Genomic DNA, 20,817 nt, shown 5'->3' with positions numbered 1-20,817 from the left:
TGCAGCCTATGAGGCTAAAATATACTATTTAGGCTTCGCTAGCTTAACTGAAAAGGTAAACGCAGGTTTACTTTAACACCTGAAGGTTGATTATGGGAAACAACTAACGAATATTTTTCATGATATAACGCTTGTAAACGTTCACGAGTATTGACTAAACCAACGCCACTTTCGCGATGTAAGTTGCCGTTGACAATATCGGCCCCGGGTCCGTCATCCGCAATTTCTATCAATAAGTCATCGGCAAAGCGGCTGACTGAAATAGTAAGACTGCCGCCCTGCTCTTGCACTGCGATGGCATGTTTTATCGCATTTTCAGCTAAAGGCTGCAAAATCATACTCGGTACTAACGCTTGCTGAGCATCTTCTTTTATCTGAAAATCGAGACGTAACCTATCTTCAAAGCGTACTTTTTCGATATCTAGATACAATTTCAGTGCTTGTATTTCTGTTTCTAAGGTTACTTTTTTCATCGGGTCTTTATCTAATGAGTAGCGTAAAAACGCACTGAGTTTAGTAACCATGTTATTAGCTGTTTTATTTTCTTCTACCAAAATAAGCGTAGAAATAGCATTGAGGGTATTAAATAGAAAATGGGGATTAAGCTGATAGCGCAACATTTTTAATTGTGCTTGATGGGCAACACTATTCGCTTTTAAGACATTTTGCTTTTCAATCTGTAGCATTTGATAGTATTTACTACCAAAATAAAGACCACTCCAACTCAAGATAATATAAAAGGCGCTTAAGCTTGATCGGGTATACATATACCAAAACTCAGGTTCATAACCGTGTTTATAAATTTCCCAATAGTTAATATTTTTAACTATTTGCCATAATACCCCGGTGAAATAGGAGGAAAGTATCACCACCAGGGCGATTTTAATGGGCGGGAAGTTCCATGCTTTACGGTAAATATAACGCAGGGGCACCGTGAATAACCAACCGGCATAAGCGTTTAAAAAAATGATTACCACAAAAATATCACGTAGGTCATGCTGCAACGAGCCGAGGTAATGCACAAATGCAAAACCAAACCAGCCAGCTGTATGCACAAGCCAAAATAAGCGATTTCTATTTTCGAGTAAGTCTTTCCAGTTCACAAAATTAACCATATAAAAGGTACTAAGGAAAGTATGCGCTAATAATTAAATGATTTCATTGCTTTTGACCTTAGTATTCCGGCAACTTGTCGCATATTGAACAGGATGTTGATACCTGGCTTAACTTGAATGATAAGCAAGCCATTAGTTCAAATTAAATAGACAACATCGCGCCTAGTGGTTGTCCACCCAATAAATGCATATGAATATGGTATACCTCTTGACCTCCATCATTATTACAATTGATGATTAGCCGATAACCCTTTTCATCAATACCTTCTTCTTTGGCAAGTTTCTTGGCAACCGTAATCATACGCCCTAATGTTAATTCATCTTCGCTGGTGACATCATTAACCGTGGCTATAAGTTTGTTGGGCACGATTAAAATATGAGTATCAACTCTGGGCGAAATATCGCGAAAAGCAGTCACTAATTCATCTTGATATAATAATGGTGTTGGGATTTCTTGACGAATGATTTTAGAAAAGATAGTTTCTTCACTCATAACGGGGCCTCTATATAAGTTCTTGCAAATGTAGTGATAGTTTACCGCCAAATAAATATAAATCACCTATTTAATACAGTTTATTGACCTGAATCAACATGCGAGTAGCAGTATCTGTGACATGCTAATCGTCAAGAAAGCGCTATGCACATCAAACAAACAATTACTTAGGCGATACTATGGATATAGATTTTAGTGAAATAAACTATATAAAAGATCCTACTTGGCAAGATATACATGCAGACTACGAACAATTTCTGCTATCCATGACTGGTCCAACCGTTATTGATGTCTCAGGAAAGAATCAGGAAAAGTATCGTGTTTTTACCACACTACTGCACGGTAATGAACCTTCTGGCTTAATCGCCTTACATCGTTATTTAACAGAAGTGGTAACGCAAGAAAAACCAATAACCAATTTACGTTTTATTATTTGCTCGGTGGAAGCGGCGAGTACGCGTCCGCTTTTCACTCAACGGTTTATACCTGGTGGTATGGATATCAATCGTTGCTTTGGCAAACAATGCTCTTTTCAATGTAATGAGGGACATAGAGGTTATTGTCAACGTGCTTCATTAATTGAGCAGGCAATAAGAGAGGTCAACCCGGAAATGGTGATCGACCTTCATAATTCGTCAAGCCCAGGACCGACTTTTGCAATAAGCGCTTTCGTGACCACACAAAGCTTGTCATTGGCTTCACTTTTTTGCCAAACGTTAATTTTATCTGACTTGACTATGGGCTCAATGATAGAGCAAGACTTTAATTGCCCATTTATCACTATTGAATGTGGTGGTTGCCAAGATGAACAAGCCCATGAAGTTGCCTTTTCAGGGATTAGCCAAGTAGCTCACTGTGAGAGTATTGGTTATATCCACCAAGAAAAGCCCGTAGAAGTTATCTATCGCCCGTTAAGATTACAGCTAAAAAATGAGGCTAAACTTTCATACGCCAAGCATGATGAAGGTCACAGTGGTGTAACGCTTAAAGATAATATTGAATGTTTTAATTTTGGTAGCGCCCATCAAGATGAAATGCTTGGTTGGATCGACGGTAACGGCCTAGATAACTTGCAGCTTATTGATAAGCGCGGCGATAACGTCTTAGATGAGTATTTTTATACCCGTGAAAATCAACTTGTTTGCCGACATAATTTACGTCTATTTAAAGCAACAACAAATAAAAGTACCGCAATAAATGACTGTCTGTTTTATGTGGTCAAGCTAAGTCAGCCCGAAAGCTAACACTGTAGTTAACTATGATACTTCACACTGATACTTAACTCTGCAACGTAGCAGCGATAGAATCCCCCTGCTAACCTAGCAACAGACTCTTTGCTCGCGAGCTTATAAGATTGACTCGAAGCTAAAGCAAATGCCATATAAGGTAACCGTTTACCTTATATGGTATAAAACTCTCGCTAAACTTATTGAAATTGGCGGGAAGATGCCAAGTTCAGCTCGAGTAAAGAGGCGTTAGATTACACTAAACCTTCACTGCCCCGTATCTGAGCCTTACTTGGGCCTAAACTGAGCCTCAATAAGTTTCAGAGATAAACTTAGCTGCTTGCCATCACTTGATTAAATCGAGTAAAGCCTTGCTCTAGGTCGCTAATTAGATCATCAACATCCTCTAAACCTATATGCAAGCGAATCAATGGAAATTCACAATCAAATGTGGTTGCACTACGAATCGAATTTACATTGCTAATACCCAGAATTAAGCTTTCAAACCCGCCCCATGAATAGCCCATTTTAAAATGCTGTAAACCATCTAGAAAAGCGGTCAAAGCGGCTTTATTACCGCAATTTAGTACAAATGAAAATAAGCCATTGGAGCCTTTAAAGTCACGCTCAAAAAATTCATGGCCAGGGCAAGACTCAAACGCAGGGTGTAATATTTTAGCCACTTCTGGACGTTTCTGTAGCCACCGAGCCACTTTCATCGCACTTTTTTGGTGTTGCTTTAATCTAACACCAAGAGTACGCATACCACGCAAGGCAAGATATAAATCATCAGGAGACGTACACTGCCCCATCAGGTAACTGTAATCACGAAGTTGTGGCCAATGCTTTTCAACTGCGGTTGCTGTACCCAACATTACATCAGAGTGACCAACAATATATTTAGTCGCTGCTTGGACACTAACATCAACACCATAGTCGAATGGCTGAAAATTAATGCCTGCCGCCCAGGTATTATCTAGCATCACTATACAATCATGCTTATGGGCAACCGCACTTATCGCCGGTACATCTTGTACTTCCATGGTGATAGAGCCGGGTGATTCCAAGAAAATTAAACGGGTATTATCTTGAATCAAAGCTTCAATCTCAGCGCCCACCATAGGATCATAATAGGTAGTACTTACGCCCATTTTAGCTAATATTTTATCGCAATAATCACGAGTAGGCTCATAGGCACTATCGACCATCAAGATATGATCACCTTGTTTAACAAAAGCCAGAATAGCATTGGTGATTGCTGCAGTGCCCGATGGATATAAAGCACAACCCGCGCCGCCTTCTAACTCAGTCATGGCATCACTAAAAGCAAAAGAGGTGTTCGTTCCGCGGCGACCATAGACCATGGTTTGGTTATGTCGGTTGGCCACGGCACTATTCATTTCAGCGACGGTATTAAAAACTACCGTTGATGCACGAGTTACTGGCGGATTGACCACGCCATTAGTCCATTTATCACTACGGCCAGCTTTAATTATTTTGGTATCTTGTTTCATATTTTTTTCTCATCACTTACAGCTATCTAGCCATCCAAAACTCATTAAAGTATTTATAACCTGATTAAGGGAGACTAGCTAGACATTGTTAAGAAAAATTAGAAATAAGTTATACCAAGTCCTTTGAGTTAGTTCTCATTCAAAGCTTGGCAACGGTTTGAGAATAATACCAATTTAATTAATTTTTTTCCCAGCACATAGCTTTATTCAAGGTTCAATGAAAGGTTCAATGAAAGGTTCAATAACAAGGAAAATTTGTTTCGGTCTAGTCATTCTAAACCCAAAAAGTTTAACTATGTTAGTGGCTATTGAGTAGGCTCCGCCAAGGCGAATACCGAATAAAAGGGAAAGGCTTACCTGCTGCGTTATTGATTGTGATAAGCACGTTACTTGGATGTAGCTTAATTGAGAATGCAGACGATACATGGATATGACTTATTAGATAATGCAGGAGCACATTATCCTGAGCATATTCTCCTGAATAGCCATTATCTGCAGTCAATTCCTTGCCGCTAAGACTTTTAACGCTCACTGAGTGAGAAGAAACTTATTGAAAGTGCTATTAGTTACTAATCGTTGTTGATATCAGCATTTGAATACTATGTTAGAAAAGTCCCAGTTGATCACTGGTAATCGCGTCAAAATCTCGGTTAATAAAAGGTAGAATGTCATCGGCTATGGGTTTAAGCTGCCTTTCTACATAAAAATCATAGTCAAGTTTACTCTCGTGAAATTCTAAAGGCTGAACACCATCTAAAGTAATCACATACTTGATAGAACTTCTATGTTTATATTTTGCCTTAACACCTTGCTCAACTAGCCTTTTATTAGCCATTAATGCCGCTTTGATATGGGGTGGCGTATTGACATAGTCGTTTAACTGACGTCGAATCTTTTTCTGATAAACTAATTTATCATCATAAAGACCCGCTTTTAAGCCATCTACCATGGTAGTAATATACTCATCAATAGGCTCATTATTAAAAACTAATCGATATAATTCCTGTTGAAATTCTTTACTCAGCTCAGTCCAGTCACTTCTCACTGTTTCTAAGCCTTTAAAAATCATCACGTCATTAGAGATACCCGCATAGCGCTTTTTGGTACCAATAACTTTTTGATCTTTTGAGTGATTCAGACCACGAATTTTAGGCATTAGAAATTTGGTAAAATGGGTTTCAAATTCAATGTCTAATTGACTAGTAATTTTAAAGTCTTGTTGTAAAGTAACTTGCCATTTTTCATTGATAAAACCTTGTAATTCAAGACCTAACTGCTTTGCCTGTTGCTTAGTCTTATCTTTACCGATAAAAACAAATATAGAGTCTGTATCTCCATAAATGACCTTATGACCTTTTTGGGTTATCCAATGACTAGTTTTCTTTAATATTTCATGACTTCTTTTGGTAATCGAGCCAGAGAGTCTTGGATCAAAAAAGCGACAACCTGTTGAGCCGAGTACCCCATAAAAACTGTTCATAATGATTTTGATTGCTTGTGACAAAGCGGCATTTTTTTGTTGTTTTGCTTTATCACGTTCTAACCAAAGTGTCTCAATAATATCAGGAAGGAAGTGTGCTGTTCTTGAAAAGTAAGCGCCATCAAAACCTTTTATCACCTGCAGACGATTATCTTCATCAATTCGCTCATTGACAACTTTTAATCCTTCAATTAAACCCATAGGGTCAATTTTAAAAGTTCGGATAATACTGGGGTACAAGGATTTAAAATCAAGCACCAATACATTTTCATAAAGCCCGGGAATTGAGTCCATCACATACCCACCCGGTGACACTAATCCTGACTCACCATCGCCCATATTAGGCGCAATATAACCACTACGGTGTAATTTGGGTAAATATAGGTTGGTAAATGCAGCAACTGAGCCACCTACCCTATCAATAGCTAAGCCCGTAAGTTGGGCCCTGAGTTGCGCAAACGCCAATAATTGAGTTTTTTCAAAGATAAGCCAAACTAAGCGACAATCTTCTAGATTATAGGCGGCCAGTGCCGTTTTGTTATGATGAAAGTTATCAGTGATTTCTTGCACTCTATTTTCAACATCAGTTACTTTTTTACCTATCCCAAGTAAGGTCTGGGCTACATTATCGAGAGAAAAACTAGGGAAGTTATACGTGGCCGTTTTTAACAAATCTATGCCATCAAGCACGACACGCCCGGCTATTTCAATGAAATTTTGTTCGCTGTTATTGGCATTTTTACGCCAGTAAGGCTTACTACCATCACGGCCAATGGCAAACTTAATACCATGTAGATCACACCTTTTTTGCAGTAAAACAAAATCAAAATTAATGACATTCCATCCGATAAAAATATCAGCATCGAATAAGTTAACTTCAACGATAAACTGCTGTAATAGTTCTTTTTCATCGGTTAGCCACGTGATATAACTTTCACAATCTACTTGCGCTTTACCAATCATCAAGACTCGATTAAATACTTCCTTAGTGCCTGAAGCATTACCATTAAAAGCATACAAGCCGATGGAATAGAGCTCGCCACTCATCGAGCACTCAATATCGATAGATAACATGCTCAGCTTAGCTTTGTCTTTTACTAAGGCACGTTTGCACTTGGCTTGCTTGATTAATTGATAACCCTGGCAGGGTTTATCTTTTAAATGATTTTTCTTAGCATCGATTGAATGACCTCGATAAGTAATATCCGCGGTTATATGGCGCTCCATTAAAAAACGGTCGTCGGGGCGAATGTCATCTTCATAACATTTGATATGTTGGGCTTTTAAAGATTCTCTAGCCCGGTAAAAACTGCGCATCGAGTTAAAGTACAGGCCAGCAACCTTTTGTTGAGCAAATGTTTTTAACGATAATTGATGGGATTTTTCCAGAGGAATTCTTTGCTTAGCAAGCGTGTTTAAGGCAAGTTCTAACTGATGATGCTCAATAAAAAAAACAGCTAGCTCATTCTCTATAACAAGTTTAGTTGGCCCTAGGTCACTTTTTAGCCACAAGGTTATTTGCAAACCGTGTTCGGTATCTTGCACTTGTCGGGTCAGTAAAAAACCTTGATTGATATCCGTTGTCTTAAAGTTTGTCATTTTATAGTGATATATTTCGTGCGATACGGGCAAACCTGTTAATATATACAGCAGTGTAACCGATATCCTGATTTTTGGAAACTAGTAACCATGTTATCTGATAAGTTAAAACAAGCTATTCGCGCGGCTTATAAAGCCATAGGCGAGAACCTGACAAACTTTAATCCCCGTAAACAGCAAACTTTACTTATTGCCGAAATAGCAAAGACTCTCGCTGGTGAGTACAGTAAAGATAGAAAAATAATCACTATTGAAGCGGGTACAGGCACAGGTAAATCACTGGCCTATTGTTTAGGGGCAATTCCGTTAGCACTGGCTAAAAACAAAAAAGTCTGTATTTCTACCGCCACTGTTGCACTGCAAGAGCAACTTGTTGATAAAGATTTACCCTTTTTAAAAAAGTTTTCCGGACTAAATTTTGACTTTACCCTCGTTAAGGGCAGGCAGCGTTATGTCTGCCGTCAAAAATTAACATCGGCCGTGACAACCGGTAGCGAACCGGCACAAGTGGGCTTTACCTTTGCAGAAAAACCCGATGCTAAAGATATCAGAACGTTAAATGCTATGCATAAAGCCTTACTTGATGGCACTTGGCTTGGCGATATTGATTCATGGAAAACCAACCTACCCCAACATATTTGGCAACAAGTACAAAGTGATAAACACAGTTGTTTAAAGAATTTATCTGAGCATAACCATTGCCCTTTTCACAAAGCCCGTGAAACCATGGATCAAGCGCATGTGCTGGTAATCAACCACAGTTTGTTACTCGCAGACCTTGAGCTTGGTGGCGGCAGAATATTGTCTTCTCCCGAGGATACCTTTTATATTATCGATGAAGCACACCACCTTCCCAAAGTAACCCGTGATTTTTCCAGTGCAAGTATTACCCTAAAGGGATCAATTGAATGGCTTACTAAGCTTCGTGAAACGGGCGATAAGATGGCTAAGCTAATTAAATCACAAAGTGCCATTTCACCTGCGTTAAAGTTGAGTGATGACTGCCAAGATCTGCTGATGGAAATGCAAAAGGTGCTAAATTTTATTGAAGCAAATGCCAATGTATATTTTCAAGAAAGTAATGACCCATCCCAGAGCAATAAATTCACTAAGAAGTCTTCACATGATGAACAAGTGTACCGCTTTGAAAATGGCATCATTCCACAAACCTTAAAGAATTGGGCTGAAGATTTACAAAGTTTAAGTAAAAAATCATTGGCTCAACTAAATAAACTCTATAACGGCCTTATAGAGTCAGTAAAAGATGGCGATACCCAAATGTATTTAGCTGAGCCACTACTTGCCGAGGCAGGCTTTATGCTACAACGCCTTGAAAACCTACAGTCTCTTTGGTATATGTATGCAAAAACAGACAGTGAAAAGGGTGCGCCAATGGCCCGTTGGTTAGAGAGACTTACGGCTAAGCGACAAGACTATCTTTTAAGCGCCTCACCTATTGAGGTCGGCTTTACCTTAGAAGACAAATTATGGAGCAAATGCGAAGGCGCGGTATTATGCTCGGCAACCCTAAAAGCATTAAACTCCTTTGACCATTTTTGTTTTCAAGCCGGTTTAAAAAATAATGATGGCAGTCAGTACCAACAAGTTGACTCCCCTTTTGATTATCAAAACAATGCCCAACTCATTATCGCCAACATGAAAAATGAAGCCAGCGCCCCTGGCTTCACCGATGAAGTCATTGAGAAGTTACCAAAGTATCTTGAACAAGGTAACGCCAGCTTGGTGCTATTCTCGTCCTATTGGCAAATGAATAAAGTTGCACAAGCACTTAGAGATGAGCATAAACTCGAAATTATGGTTCAAGGTGAGATGTCACGTCAACAAATCATAGAGCAACATAAAAAACGATGTGATAACAACAAAACGAGTATTATCTTTGGAACACAGAGTTTTTCGGAGGGATTAGATTTACCCGGTAACTATCTTAATAATCTCATCATCACCAAACTACCCTTTTCTGTACCTACCTCTCCTGTCGAACAGGCACAAGCCGAATGGATTACCGCTAAAGGCGGTAACCCCTTCATGACCTTATCGGTGCCCGACACCTCCAAAAAGTTAGTACAAGCCTGTGGTAGGCTACTACGTAATGAAAGGGATGAAGGTGTTATCACCTTATTAGATAAGCGAGTTGTCACTAAGCGTTATGGTAAACAGATACTTGACTCACTACCGCCTTTTAGCCGTGTTTTTGAAAAGCAAACAGATTAATTTAACGTAATAGTATTACGGTTGCGTTAACAAAAAGCACTTTTATAACGCACATAAAAAAGGCTTAAAATGAACTTTAAGCCTTTGAGCAATTATTAGGAGCAACGTGTTGTTATCTCTTAGTATCTTCTAATGCCTTTTCAAAAGCTTTCGTCGTTGCTCTTACATTAACTTGCTTAGTAAATTCGATATTTACCCCTGCCTTAACTAACTCTTGGTAAAAATCGGTCACGACACAGCTTTCGACTAGCTGACATACGATGGCGTATTTTAATATTGCTGGCTCGTAAGATTGTAAAGCGCCTTGCTTGAATAAAGAAAGTGCTACAGATAAATCTTTTTCAACCCCAGTACCATTAAGGTACATTTGAGCAAGGTTAACTTGTCCTTTGGCAAAACCTAAATCGGCAGACTGTTGAAATTTAGTGAAGGCCTGTTCAGCTTTATTATTGGTGTTAGCAAAATTTAAATACTCTAAACCGGTAAAGTTTTCTTTCTTACCGGGAATAAAAACTGAGCTCGATTCAAAGTGCGAATCGGGAACCACTACATTACCATCAAGCATATTACCTTCAGGTCTTCGCGCTAGCACAATAGCACCTGATTCAATCATGGTTAATAATTCAGAAATTTTATAGTTATGGCGTTTTTCTTGGAAGAATTTTTCGTACCTAAGTTGTGCATACCGAATTGCTTCATTCAATTCATGCTCTTGCAAATAAAAATAGCTACTAAAGTTAATGGTCACCACATCGCCGGTAATATCTTGAACTTTTGCCATGCGAAACTTTTCCGCAGGACGAAGATTATCTTTAATGACTCGAAAATCGATATAGTAGAGATCATTGATTGCAGGTTGTTCAACAATGGCTAGCGTTTGCTGAGCCTGTTCTATATTTTTTTTATAGATTGAGCCCGCGACCACTGCAGCAATAATAAGCACTACAACAATAATTTTAACTTTATGCAAAATCAACCAAGGATCGGGATCCTTAGTATCTACGGTATAATGATAATAGGGTTCGTTCTGTTTATCTGCAGCGCTGGTGGAATCGACGACGACTTCATTAGCTTGTGCTTGAGATATTACCTGCTGCTCAACCGCGGCCTCAGGCAAGAGTTCATCCTCTTCATACTGGCGAATTGCTTCTTGTGGCATGATCGCTCCTTATTTTTATTTTTATTTTTATTTTTATTTTGTATTGTGTTTTTTATTTTATTAATTAGTAACTTGTATCATTAGTACATAAATTAAACAAGCGTTAATTTAATGTTACTTAAAGTCAATATTATGTAACATCACTTAAAATCTGAGGTCTACTACCCTATAAGCCTATTAATAAAGCCTTTCCTTAACGTTACGTTGCAACTATCTGAGTTTATTATAATAAAAAATGTAACAGGATTTTTTTATTAAATTCAGTCTACACTTTTATCTGAATTAAAACAATTGTTTGAAAATTGCACTTAAATCGTATTGAAAGCCGCATACTGTAAAGCTAAATCCTTAATGTTGCTGAATTTTTGACATAGCCTAGTTCGCCTTAACGAGATAAGATACCACTTATATCATCCACCTTTACGGTACTTTTTATGAAAAAAACAACCCAAGTCACCTTATTATCCTTGCTGGTATTCCCTGGAACTGGCCATTTACTGTTGAAAAAATATTTTATCGCCTTGGCGTTTATGGGTAGTTTTGCTTATTTATTACTCGGTATTGTTAATGAAATTATGACCAAAAGCCAAGAGGTGGTTGATAGGGTTATTCGCGGCGACTTGCCATTAGACCTCACCGCGATTAGCCAAGCACTTGCCGAACAAGACGTTTTAGGGGGGCAACAAGCGTTTGTTGGCTATGTACTCTTGTTTATCTGGGTATTCTCAGCTGTGGACGCCTTTAGAATTGCTAAAAAGGCTGAAGGAATTAATGCACAATGAATAAAGGCTGAATGAAGCAAACAGTATTTAGCTGACTAATGAAGCAACATTGTCTCTTTTTCTACAAAAAGGACCGGTTGCAATGCCAACCGGCCCTTTTATCACTATCTAACTAACTAACTAACTAACTAAAGCGATGTATTTTTCTCGTACGCTCAGTTAACTGCAATCAAGACCTATACATTATGACTGAGTCAGTTACTTATCCGTATGATGAGTTAATAACCAGTGACTAAGTAAACGAACACCATGCCCTGTACCCCCTGCAGGTGTTACGCCTTTACCCTTCGACATTAATGCATTTCCCGCGATATCAAGGTGGGCCCATTGAGTGTCTCCGGAAAAGTGCTGTAAAAAAGCAGCCGCTGTACTTGCGCCAGGGCCTCCTGAACCGGTATTTCTCAAATCAGCAATAGGTGTTTTTAACATATCTTTATAAGCCAGTGGTAAGCGCCAAACTTTTTCATCAACACGTTCACCTGAAGCCGTTAACTCATCAAGTAAACTTGCATCATCGGTAAATATTGCCGAATAGCGATTGCCAACCGCGCGTATTTTTGAACCGGTCAGTGTGGCAATATCAATCATAGTATTTACCTCAAACTTTTCCCGGGCATACCACATGCCATCAGCGAGAATTAAACGCCCTTCTGCATCGGTATTCAATACTTCGATACTCAGCCCTTCTGCTGACATTAATACATCACCTGGCGCAAATGAAGTAGCAGACACCATATTAGCCGCCATCGGCATAACAGCAACGACATTCACTTTCGCTTTTTGTAATGCCATGGCTTTGACCGTGCCTAATACCGCAGCCGCTCCTGCCATATCCGATTTCATACGAGCCATCGAACTACCCGTTTTAATATTATAACCACCTGAGTCAAATGTTATGCCCTTACCAACTAAGGCGATAGGTGTTTCATTACTACCTTGCCAATGAGCTACAACTAACCGAGCTCCATCATCAGAGCCACGACCAACGGCATGCAATACTCCCATACCAAGCGCTTTAATTTCATCGGGCCCAAGAATAGTCACTTTAACGCCAAGCTTTTGTAATTCAAGCGCGGCATTAGCAAAATCAACTGGCGTCATTTCACTGGGTACTTCTGAGGTAAGATCTCGAGCTAAAAAAACGCCTTGCTCGATAGCGGCTAACTGTGAATATTGCTGCTTTGTTTTGGCCGCATTTTTGACCGCTATTTGATAATGAAGTTCCGGTTTTTTTTCTGTTGATAAGTACTTATCAAATTTATAATCACGTAAATTAATCCCGTGACTAAATTGAGCGGCAAAACTTGCATTGCCTTTGCTATCGACAATGCCACGGGTAAATATCTTAACTTGTTTAACATTAAGTTTTTGCATTCGGGCACTGAGCTCTGCGCCCAATTTATTAATTTCACCTTCAGTAAGTGTCGTTATATCACCTAAACCCATAACCACTAGTCGTTGTGCCTTTATTCCCCAAGGAGCAATCACCTCAACCACTTGTTGTGCTTTACCGCTAAATTTTGCTATCGCTAACGCGCGACTTACCTGCTTATTTGATTGTTTAATAAAGTGAGTCAAATCAGGTGATACTTCATCCCCAGCTTGAAACACGACAATGGTATCATTAGCCATTGGTTTGGATTTTTCAGTGAAATCAAAAAGTGCTGCGTTGATATTAGCGCTGAATGCTAATGTTAATGCTAAAGATGTAAGGGGTAAAAACCTTCTAGCGATTTTCTTTGTAAACATTTAATTTAACCTTGTGATAAAAATGACTGATAATTTAGTTAGATAATTTACCGTATATCTTGAATTTAATTGTCTCATAGCGATAAGTAGCGCTTTGTAACTTTATGTAGCGCTTTTTTATTTGACTATTGGTGGGTATAATTAGCTTGTTCCCCTTTTTGAGAATTTAAATGAATTATCAACCACTAGAGAGTTTAAAAAATGCTTGGATTTTCAAGCATAAAAGTTTACCCATTGCCGAGGCCGACTTAGCTAAAATAAAACCCATGAGTATCGAACGCGCCAACACTTTATGGGATACCTTTATATCCAAGCAAGTAGATCACCCTGATTTTTTCAAAAAAGGTGATTGGCCTTTTGATAAAAGTAGCTGGGTAGAGCAAGGAAAATGGGAGGGGCTTTGGGATAGTAATGAAACCGCACTACCGGAGCTAATTGAGTCGCATTTGAACTGGGACCAAAATACTATTGTTTACTACTGTAGCTCTCGGGATAACGTTATAGAAACAAATTGGCTGATTTTCAAACGCTGCTGGAAGAATTTTTTATTTATGGATGACGGTCCTATTTTACTCGGTAAAAAACGCCAACAAGCAGTACAATTTAATAGCAATGGTTGTTTTAAGACTGGCAATAAACCCCAGCAATAATTAATCGGCACGACCTTCAAATCACCTTATTATTAAAGCGATTTTACTTTGCATAAAAATAATCAACACAAACAAGGTTATAGCTTTAGTGCTTTAGTTAGAGCGTACCCTACTCTATCGAAGTTTATTATAAAAAATAAATATAATAATCAAGATACAATAGACTTTGCTAATGCTGTAGCAGTTAAAGCCCTCAATTGTGCTTTATTGAAAAACCACTACCACATTAATTTTTGGGACATACCTGAAGGGTATTTATGTCCACCGATACCAGGACGCGTAGATTATATTCATCACCTACATGATTTGTTAACATCAAGCAAACACATCAAACCCACCGGTAAATCGCCGATAAATGTTCTTGATATCGGCACTGGCGCAAGTTGTATATACCCTATATTAGGGCAAAGAGAATATGCATGGAACTTTGTCGCCTCTGATATCGACCCTACTTCTATCAAGGTAGCGGAGCAAATAATCGCTGCAGATAAAAGTCTGAGCAAAAATATCCGTTGTCGTTTGCAACCTAACAGTGAGCACATCTTTAAGGACATTATAAAAGCAGGTGAATTTTTCCATCTTACCTTGTGTAACCCTCCGTTTCATCGCTCCTTAGCTGAAGCGAGTAAAGGTACGATGCGAAAATGGAAAAATCTTAATAAAGGCAAGCCTGTCAACAAAGTGTCATCCAAAGCACTTAATTTTGGCGGACAAAAAGCTGAACTTTGGTGCCCTGGTGGTGAATTAGCTTTTATTAGCAAGATGATAAAAGAGAGTAAGATTTATGACAAACAAGTACTTTGGTTTACCTGCTTAGTATCGAAAAAAGAACACCTGGCTAAGTTAAAGTTCACCTTAAAAAAATCCCATGCAAAACAAATTAAAGTCATTGATATGGCGCAAGGACAAAAGATAAGCCGCTTTATCGCCTGGAGTTTTTATGAAGTGAATGAAGCTAAAGTTAAGTCAAATTAAGCAATACTTCAGCTCTAGCATAGGGTTTATACCGGGTAGACGGTATTGCTATCAAAAGCTAACAATTGATAGCAATACCACTAGGCAAGTGAAGGTGATCTTTGATTGAGTTGCCTAAGTCCTGCCAAGCGGTCATTTAAATTATTTTACCATTGACCCCTTTGCCATGAGCTGCTCTGAGACAACAAGTTCGCCTAAACGAAATAACTGCCATTGCCCAGGTTTCATTTTATGCCAGGTTTCATCATCAGTTAAGGGTTTAGTTGCTATCACAGTGACTACATCGTTACTGGTGGTTTCTTTTTTGAAATCTACCGCCATTTCAGCATCAATAAGACTGGCTTGACCAAAAGGTGCTCGGCGAGTAAGCCAGTGTAAATTATTAGAGCAATAGGCAAACAAGTATTCCCCATCGGTGATAATGATATTGGCAACACCCAATTTATCCATCGTTACCGCGAGTGAGGCAATAAAAGCAAACAGAATTTCAGCTTCAACCTGTGTGCTACCAAACTTTAGATGTAACTGATCAAGTATCCAACAAAAAGCATGTTCACTGTCCGTAGTACCTATCGGTAAATGAAACTTAACTGCTAATTCAGTGGCAAAGTCTTTTAACTGACCATTATGTGCGTAAGTCCAATTTCTGCCCCACATTTGCCTGACAAACGGATGGGTATTTTCAAGACAAACTTTCCCTGAATTAGCTTGACGTATATGGCAAACCACCGCTTCACTTTTCATCGGGTACTTGGTAACGAGCTCTGCAATAGGTGATTGAGCGCTGGGCATAGGGTCTTTAAAGCTTCGACAGCCTTTACCTTCATAAAAGGTCACTCCCCAACCATCACTATGTGGTCCGGTATTACCGCCACGTTGCATTAAACCACTAAAACTAAAACAGATATCGGTTGGTACATTGGCACTCATCGCTAACAATTCACACATTTTTAACCCCTAAAAACAACCAAACACTTATTAGTAAAATATGCTTGGCTAAATCAACAATTTACTCTATAAGTAGAGTATATCATTGACTAAAAATTATTTTAAATTCAAATACTTTTTCTCTCATCATCCATCACATCAATAAAACTAAAAGGCAATATTTGTGGATATTACGATTTGGTTATTTATCGCACTTTCGTTAACTTGGTTTATGAGTTATTCAAGGGCTTCCTTATCAACTTATACCATCACTTTGTCAGGGTTGATGGTCATAGGCTCGTTATTTAACATTATCGGTATCGTCTCTTGGCTGCTTTTTGCGGTGATAGCATTGCCACTAAATATCGATACTATTCGCCAACAGTTTATTAGTATGCCGTTATTGTCATTGTTTAAAAAGATAATGCCACGAATGTCCTCAACCGAGCAAGAAGCGATAGATGCCGGCACGACATGGTTTGATGCCGATTTATTTCGCGGCGACCCTGATTGGAAAAAATTACATAACTACCCTCGACCTAGACTAAGCACCGCTGAACAAGTATTCCTAGATGGTCCGGTTGAGCAAGTGTGTGCCATGGTGAACGATTGGCATATCACTCATGAAATTGCAGATTTACCCGCCGAAATTTGGCAATTTTTAAAAGATAATAAATTCTTTGCCATGATCATAAAAAAACAATATGGCGGCCTAGAATTCTCTGCGTATGCGCAATCGAGAGTGTTACAAAAACTGACCGGTGTCAGCTCAGTTCTTGCCAGTACAGTAGGTGTACCTAACTCTTTGGGGCCAGGAGAGCTATTACAAGCCTATGGTACCAAAGAACAACAAGACCATTACTTACCTCGTTTGGCTACGGGTAAGGAAATTCCGTGTTTTGCTCTCACCAGCCCTGAGGCGGGCTCTGACGCTGGAGCTATTCCTGATTTTGGTATTATTTGTCATGGGCAATTTGAAGGCAAAGATGTTTTAGGCATGAAACTAACGTGGGATAAACGCTATATCACCTTAGCGCCTATCGCTACCGTGTTAGGGTTAGCCTTTAAATTACTAGATCCCGACAAGCTACTTTCTGATAAAGAAGAGTTGGGTATCACCTGTGCACTTATCCCGACAAATTTAGCGGGGATAACGATTGGTCGTCGCCATTTTCCGTTAAATATCCCCTTTCAAAATGGTCCAACACAAGGTGATGAAGTATTTGTACCATTAGATTTTATTATTGGCGGCGCTGAAATGGCCGGACAAGGTTGGCGTATGTTAGTGGAGTGTCTTGCTATCGGCCGAGCGATCACTTTGCCGTCAAATAGTGCCGGTGGTATTAAGACCGTGGCCTTAGCTACTGGTGCATATAGTCGAATAAGACGTCAATTTAAAATGCCCATTGGTAAAATGGAAGGTATTGAAGAGCCTCTTGCTCGCATAGGTGCCAACGCTTATCTCATGGACGCGGTGACGACGATGTCAACGGGGGCAATCGATTTGGGTGAAAAGCCGTCAGTGATTTCAGCTATCGCTAAATATCATCTCACTGAAAAAATGCGCTCATCTATCATCGATGCCATGGATATTCATGGCGGTAAAGGTATTTGTATGGGCCCTAATAATTACCTTGCCCGAGGTTACCAAGGTGCACCAATCGCCGTCACGGTGGAAGGGGCAAACATTCTTACCCGAAGTTTGATCATCTATGGTCAAGGTGCAATTCGTTGTCACCCCTATGTATTGGCTGAGTTAGAGGCGGCTAACAACAGTGATAGTGAACAGGCTCTAAATGATTTTGACCACGCGCTCTTTGGTCATATTGGTTTTTGCATCAGCAATATTAGCCGTAGTTTATGGTGTTCTCTCACCGGATCACGTCTATTGAATAGCCCGTTCGATGATGAAACCCGCCGTTATTATCAATTACTTACTCGCTTTAGCGCTAACTTAGCCATGCTTTCTGATATTGCTATGTTGTCATTAGGGGCTGATTTAAAACGTAAAGAGCGAATATCAGCAAGACTCGGCGATATATTGAGTCACTTGTACTTAGCAAGTGCAACTTTGAAGCGCTTTAATGATGAAGGCAGAAAACATGATGACCTGCCCTTTGTACAGTATGCGGTTGAAGATAGCCTTTATGAAATACAACATGCCATTGACGAGCTTATCAATAACTTTCCCAATAGAATAATAGCCAAGCTATTGCGTATGATCATACTTCCTTTAGGTACATGGCTTCACAAGCCTAGTGATGAGATTGCACATAAAGTAGCCCAATTATTACAAAGCCCTAATGCCAGCCGTACTCGTTTGGGCCAAGGTCAATACTTAACTCGCGATGGTAATAATATTTTTGGCAAATTAGAGCAAGCACTTGAAGATATCATTAACTGTGAACCAATTTTTGATAAAGTTTGTCAGGCCCTTGATAAAAAGCTGCCTTTTTATCAGTTAAATAAAGTAGCTGATCTTGGGCTAGCAGAAAGTATTATTTCAAAAGATGAAGCGGAACTATTAATTGCCGCCGAGATTTCAAGACAGTGGGTAATAGCTGTTGATGATTTTGATCATAATGAATTAACAGCAAACACGCACAATTAACGAATAATTGCACCATCATAGCGCTGTGGAACATCGAAAATAGCCAAGACAAAACTACTGCGACTTGTAATCAGCTTTAACATGTCGCGTTAACTACGCCTGGCTTTAAATCTAGCCGTAAAGATTGTTAACTTGATGAACTTGTATCGGGGTAAATAAATAAAGGCGTTACTAGCGCTCAAGATAGACCTAACAGTTATTGCTATATAGCCAATGTATTCATTACCGGTGATCCGTTAATTGACCAACCAACCAACACAACGAATAGTTGGTTCACATCAAACATAACATTAACAAAAACACCTAAACATAAAAAAGCACGGTATATATAATATATACCGTGCTTTTTTAGTATTGATAAAGTTAACCGTGACTAGCCCATATCAATCAAGTTTCGCATTAAGATAACGTATTATGCCTTAAAGGAAAGACATTAATTCTGGATCAAGCTGCATTAAGGTTTTTGGATCAGCCATCATAGTTTTTGATAATGACTTCGTTCTAGGTAACATACGCTCAAAATAAAACTCTGCACTTTTTATTTTTGCACGATAGAAATCACGATTCTCCACATCTCCGGCCAGCTTTTCATAAGCTGTTTGCGCCATTTGCGCCCAGAAATAAGCCATTACGATATAGCCAGAATACATCAAGAAGTCGACTGATGCCGAGCCAACAACGTCTCTATTCGACTTAGCTTTAAGTCCTAAACGTACTGAATACTGTTGCCAGTTAGCAATAGCTTTGCCTAATGGCCAGATAAAGCGATTCATTTGACGTTTATGAGGATTACCTGAAATTAAACTGTTGTCTTTACAGAAGATAAGTACTTCTTTGGTGAAATCATTTAACGACTTACCACGCGTCATTAGTATTTTACGACCTAATAAATCTAAAGCCTGTATGCCCGTGGTACCTTCATAAAGCGTCGCGATTCTTGCATCCCTGACTATTTGCTCCATGCCCCACTCTTTTATATAACCGTGACCACCAAATATTTGCAAACCATGATTTGCACTTTCAGAGCCAAGTTCAGTTAAAAAAGCTTTTAAGATAGGCGTTATAAAACCTAAGCGATCATCTGCGGCTAAACGCTGTTCTTCTGTTTTTGCCATAGAAATATCGTCAAGAATTTTGGCGGTATAATAAATCATTGCCCTGCCGCCTTCTGAGATCACTTTTTGTGTCATCAGCATTTTACGTACATCGGGATGAACTATAATTGGATCGGCGACTTGATCTGGGAATTTTTTACCGGTAAGAGAGCGCATAGATAGACGTTCTTTAGCATAAATCAAAGAGTTTTGGAAAGCTAACTCTGATGAACAAACCCCTTGTAACGCCGTACCGATACGTGCTGTATTCATAAAGGTGAACATACATTCTAAGCCTTTATTTTCTGGGCCTATTAGCGTACCAACGGCATTGTCAAAATTAAGTACCGCTGTTGCAGAGGCCTTAATGCCCATTTTGTCTTCTATTGAGCCACAAGTAACATTGTTTGCATCACCTAGCGTACCCTCTGCATCCGCTTTGATTTTTGGTACAATAAATAATGAAATACCACGAGTACCTTTTGGCGCGTCAGGTAATCTTGCTAGTACAATATGAATAATGTTATCAGTTAAGTCATGATCACCCGCAGAAATAAATATTTTCGTACCGGTGATATTGTATGTACCATCGCCATTTGGCTCTGCTTTCGTTTTAACTTGCCCTAAATCGGTACCACATTGTGGTTCAGTTAAACACATAGTACCTGTCCAAGTACCCTGAATTAAACGCGTTAAATACAGCTCTTTTTGTTTATCATTACCATGGGTGTTGATAGTATTCATTGCCCCATGGCTGAGCCCAGGATACATAGCCCAAGACCAGTTAGCCGTGCCTGTCATTTCTGATTGCACCAGACCTAATGAAGGTGGTAAACCTTGTCCGCCATGTTCTATTGAATGGGGTAACGAAGACCAGCCACCATCAATATACTGTTGGTAAGCTTCTTTGAAACCTTTTGGTGTGGTTACCTTACCGTTATCAAACGTACAACCTTCTTTATCACCACTTTGATATAAAGGTAATAATACATTTTCACTAAACTTTGCACATTCTTGAAGAATAGCATCGACTAGGTCAGGACTAGCTTCTTCAAATTCTTCATATTTTTTATAATGATCATAATACTTGAACACATCTTCAATCAAAAATTTAATATCTGCTATTGGTGCTTTATAACTTAGCATTAACCTTCTCCCATCATTTTAGCGATGTAATTATTAACTTATGCCTAGATTAAAGCACTGGTCGT

The 20,817-nt window shown here is 39.1% G+C and carries 14 protein-coding genes; 6 read left to right on the top strand and 8 right to left on the bottom strand.

The features are described 5' to 3' along the window. Positions 1 to 38: 38 nt before the first annotated feature. Together F580_RS0111435 and F580_RS0111430 are read right to left on the bottom strand one after the other, a co-directional pair. Positions 39 to 1,115 (bottom strand): sensor histidine kinase, encoded by a 1,077-nt coding sequence (locus F580_RS0111435; RefSeq protein ID WP_019027869.1) that lies wholly within the window; start codon positions 1,113 to 1,115, stop codon positions 39 to 41. A gap of 142 nt (positions 1,116 to 1,257) precedes the next feature. After that, on the bottom strand, positions 1,258 to 1,608 hold the full coding sequence (locus F580_RS0111430; RefSeq protein WP_019027868.1) for an HIT domain-containing protein: 351 nt from the start codon (positions 1,606 to 1,608) through the stop codon (positions 1,258 to 1,260). A gap of 179 nt (positions 1,609 to 1,787) precedes the next feature. Between F580_RS0111430 and F580_RS0111425 the strand changes: the two genes are divergently transcribed. Further along, a complete protein-coding gene (locus F580_RS0111425) occupies positions 1,788 to 2,852 on the top strand; it encodes a M14 family metallopeptidase (protein ID WP_019027867.1) in 1,065 nt (354 codons plus the stop codon). 314 nt (positions 2,853 to 3,166) lie between these two features. Here F580_RS0111425 and F580_RS0111420 read toward each other — a convergent pair whose 3' ends face one another. Together F580_RS0111420 and F580_RS0111415 are read right to left on the bottom strand one after the other, a co-directional pair. Continuing rightward, entirely contained in the window at positions 3,167 to 4,348 is a 1,182-nt protein-coding gene (locus F580_RS0111420) for a cystathionine beta-lyase (RefSeq protein WP_019027866.1), read from the bottom strand. Between the two features lie 604 nt (positions 4,349 to 4,952). Then, positions 4,953 to 7,427, bottom strand: a complete 2,475-nt coding sequence (locus tag F580_RS0111415) for a DNA polymerase II (protein ID WP_019027865.1) — start codon at positions 7,425 to 7,427, stop codon at positions 4,953 to 4,955. A 90-nt stretch (positions 7,428 to 7,517) separates the two neighbouring features. Between F580_RS0111415 and dinG the strand changes: the two genes are divergently transcribed. Continuing rightward, on the top strand, positions 7,518 to 9,659 hold the full coding sequence (gene dinG, locus F580_RS0111410; RefSeq protein ID WP_019027864.1) for an ATP-dependent DNA helicase DinG: 2,142 nt from the start codon (positions 7,518 to 7,520) through the stop codon (positions 9,657 to 9,659). A gap of 112 nt (positions 9,660 to 9,771) precedes the next feature. On the opposite strand, the gene F580_RS0111405 is transcribed toward dinG, so the two are convergent. After that, positions 9,772 to 10,818 carry a tetratricopeptide repeat protein gene (locus F580_RS0111405; protein WP_019027863.1) on the bottom strand — a complete coding sequence of 349 codons (1,047 nt, stop codon included), beginning with the start codon at positions 10,816 to 10,818 and terminating at the stop codon, positions 9,772 to 9,774. A gap of 434 nt (positions 10,819 to 11,252) precedes the next feature. Between F580_RS0111405 and F580_RS0111400 the strand changes: the two genes are divergently transcribed. Next, positions 11,253 to 11,600, top strand: a complete 348-nt coding sequence (locus F580_RS0111400) for a hypothetical protein (protein ID WP_019027862.1) — start codon at positions 11,253 to 11,255, stop codon at positions 11,598 to 11,600. A gap of 198 nt (positions 11,601 to 11,798) precedes the next feature. Here F580_RS0111400 and F580_RS0111395 read toward each other — a convergent pair whose 3' ends face one another. Further along, positions 11,799 to 13,349 (bottom strand): leucyl aminopeptidase family protein, encoded by a 1,551-nt coding sequence (locus F580_RS0111395; protein ID WP_019027861.1) that lies wholly within the window; start codon positions 13,347 to 13,349, stop codon positions 11,799 to 11,801. Positions 13,350 to 13,519: 170 nt separating this feature from the next. On the opposite strand from F580_RS0111395, the gene F580_RS0111390 reads away from it, so the two are divergent. Beyond that, positions 13,520 to 13,999, top strand: a complete 480-nt coding sequence (locus F580_RS0111390; RefSeq protein ID WP_019027860.1) for a DUF2947 domain-containing protein — start codon at positions 13,520 to 13,522, stop codon at positions 13,997 to 13,999. A 48-nt stretch (positions 14,000 to 14,047) separates the two neighbouring features. Beyond that, on the top strand, positions 14,048 to 14,974 hold the full coding sequence (gene rlmF / locus F580_RS0111385) for a 23S rRNA (adenine(1618)-N(6))-methyltransferase RlmF (RefSeq protein WP_019027859.1): 927 nt from the start codon (positions 14,048 to 14,050) through the stop codon (positions 14,972 to 14,974). Between the two features lie 141 nt (positions 14,975 to 15,115). Here the strand turns inward: rlmF and F580_RS0111380 are convergent, their stop codons facing one another. Then, positions 15,116 to 15,922, bottom strand: a complete 807-nt coding sequence (locus F580_RS0111380) for a class II glutamine amidotransferase (RefSeq protein WP_019027858.1) — start codon at positions 15,920 to 15,922, stop codon at positions 15,116 to 15,118. Positions 15,923 to 16,085: 163 nt separating this feature from the next. Between F580_RS0111380 and fadE the strand changes: the two genes are divergently transcribed. After that, the gene (gene fadE / locus F580_RS0111375) at positions 16,086 to 18,512 is read left to right on the top strand and encodes an acyl-CoA dehydrogenase FadE (RefSeq protein WP_019027857.1); all 2,427 of its coding nucleotides are present in this window, start codon (positions 16,086 to 16,088) and stop codon (positions 18,510 to 18,512) included. Positions 18,513 to 18,931: 419 nt separating this feature from the next. Here the strand turns inward: fadE and F580_RS0111365 are convergent, their stop codons facing one another. Next, positions 18,932 to 20,752: an acyl-CoA dehydrogenase C-terminal domain-containing protein gene (locus F580_RS0111365; protein WP_019027856.1), complete on the bottom strand. Its 1,821-nt coding sequence runs from the start codon at positions 20,750 to 20,752 to the stop codon at positions 18,932 to 18,934. Positions 20,753 to 20,817: the final 65 nt, after the last annotated feature.

Source organism: Colwellia piezophila ATCC BAA-637 (genome assembly GCF_000378625.1).
Lineage (GTDB): Bacteria > Pseudomonadota > Gammaproteobacteria > Enterobacterales > Alteromonadaceae > Colwellia > Colwellia piezophila.
This window is presented reverse-complemented; position numbering and strand designations above follow the sequence as displayed.

What these genes read in the sequence shown, in the direction of transcription:
- F580_RS0111380 (WP_019027858.1), bottom strand. Translation starts at nt 15,922, where the DNA reads ATGTGTGAATTGTTAGCGATGAGTGCCAATGTACCAACCGATATCTGT.
- F580_RS0111395 (WP_019027861.1), bottom strand. Translation starts at nt 13,349, where the DNA reads ATGTTTACAAAGAAAATCGCTAGAAGGTTTTTACCCCTTACATCTTTA.
- F580_RS0111405 (WP_019027863.1), bottom strand. Translation starts at nt 10,818, where the DNA reads ATGCCACAAGAAGCAATTCGCCAGTATGAAGAGGATGAACTCTTGCCT.
- F580_RS0111420 (WP_019027866.1), bottom strand. Translation starts at nt 4,348, where the DNA reads ATGAAACAAGATACCAAAATAATTAAAGCTGGCCGTAGTGATAAATGG.
- F580_RS0111430 (WP_019027868.1), bottom strand. Translation starts at nt 1,608, where the DNA reads ATGAGTGAAGAAACTATCTTTTCTAAAATCATTCGTCAAGAAATCCCA.
- F580_RS0111390 (WP_019027860.1), top strand. Translation starts at nt 13,520, where the DNA reads ATGAATTATCAACCACTAGAGAGTTTAAAAAATGCTTGGATTTTCAAG.
- F580_RS0111425 (WP_019027867.1), top strand. Translation starts at nt 1,788, where the DNA reads ATGGATATAGATTTTAGTGAAATAAACTATATAAAAGATCCTACTTGG.
- F580_RS0111415 (WP_019027865.1), bottom strand. Translation starts at nt 7,427, where the DNA reads ATGACAAACTTTAAGACAACGGATATCAATCAAGGTTTTTTACTGACC.
- F580_RS0111435 (WP_019027869.1), bottom strand. Translation starts at nt 1,115, where the DNA reads ATGGTTAATTTTGTGAACTGGAAAGACTTACTCGAAAATAGAAATCGC.
- F580_RS0111400 (WP_019027862.1), top strand. Translation starts at nt 11,253, where the DNA reads ATGAAAAAAACAACCCAAGTCACCTTATTATCCTTGCTGGTATTCCCT.
- dinG (WP_019027864.1), top strand. Translation starts at nt 7,518, where the DNA reads ATGTTATCTGATAAGTTAAAACAAGCTATTCGCGCGGCTTATAAAGCC.
- F580_RS0111365 (WP_019027856.1), bottom strand. Translation starts at nt 20,752, where the DNA reads ATGCTAAGTTATAAAGCACCAATAGCAGATATTAAATTTTTGATTGAA.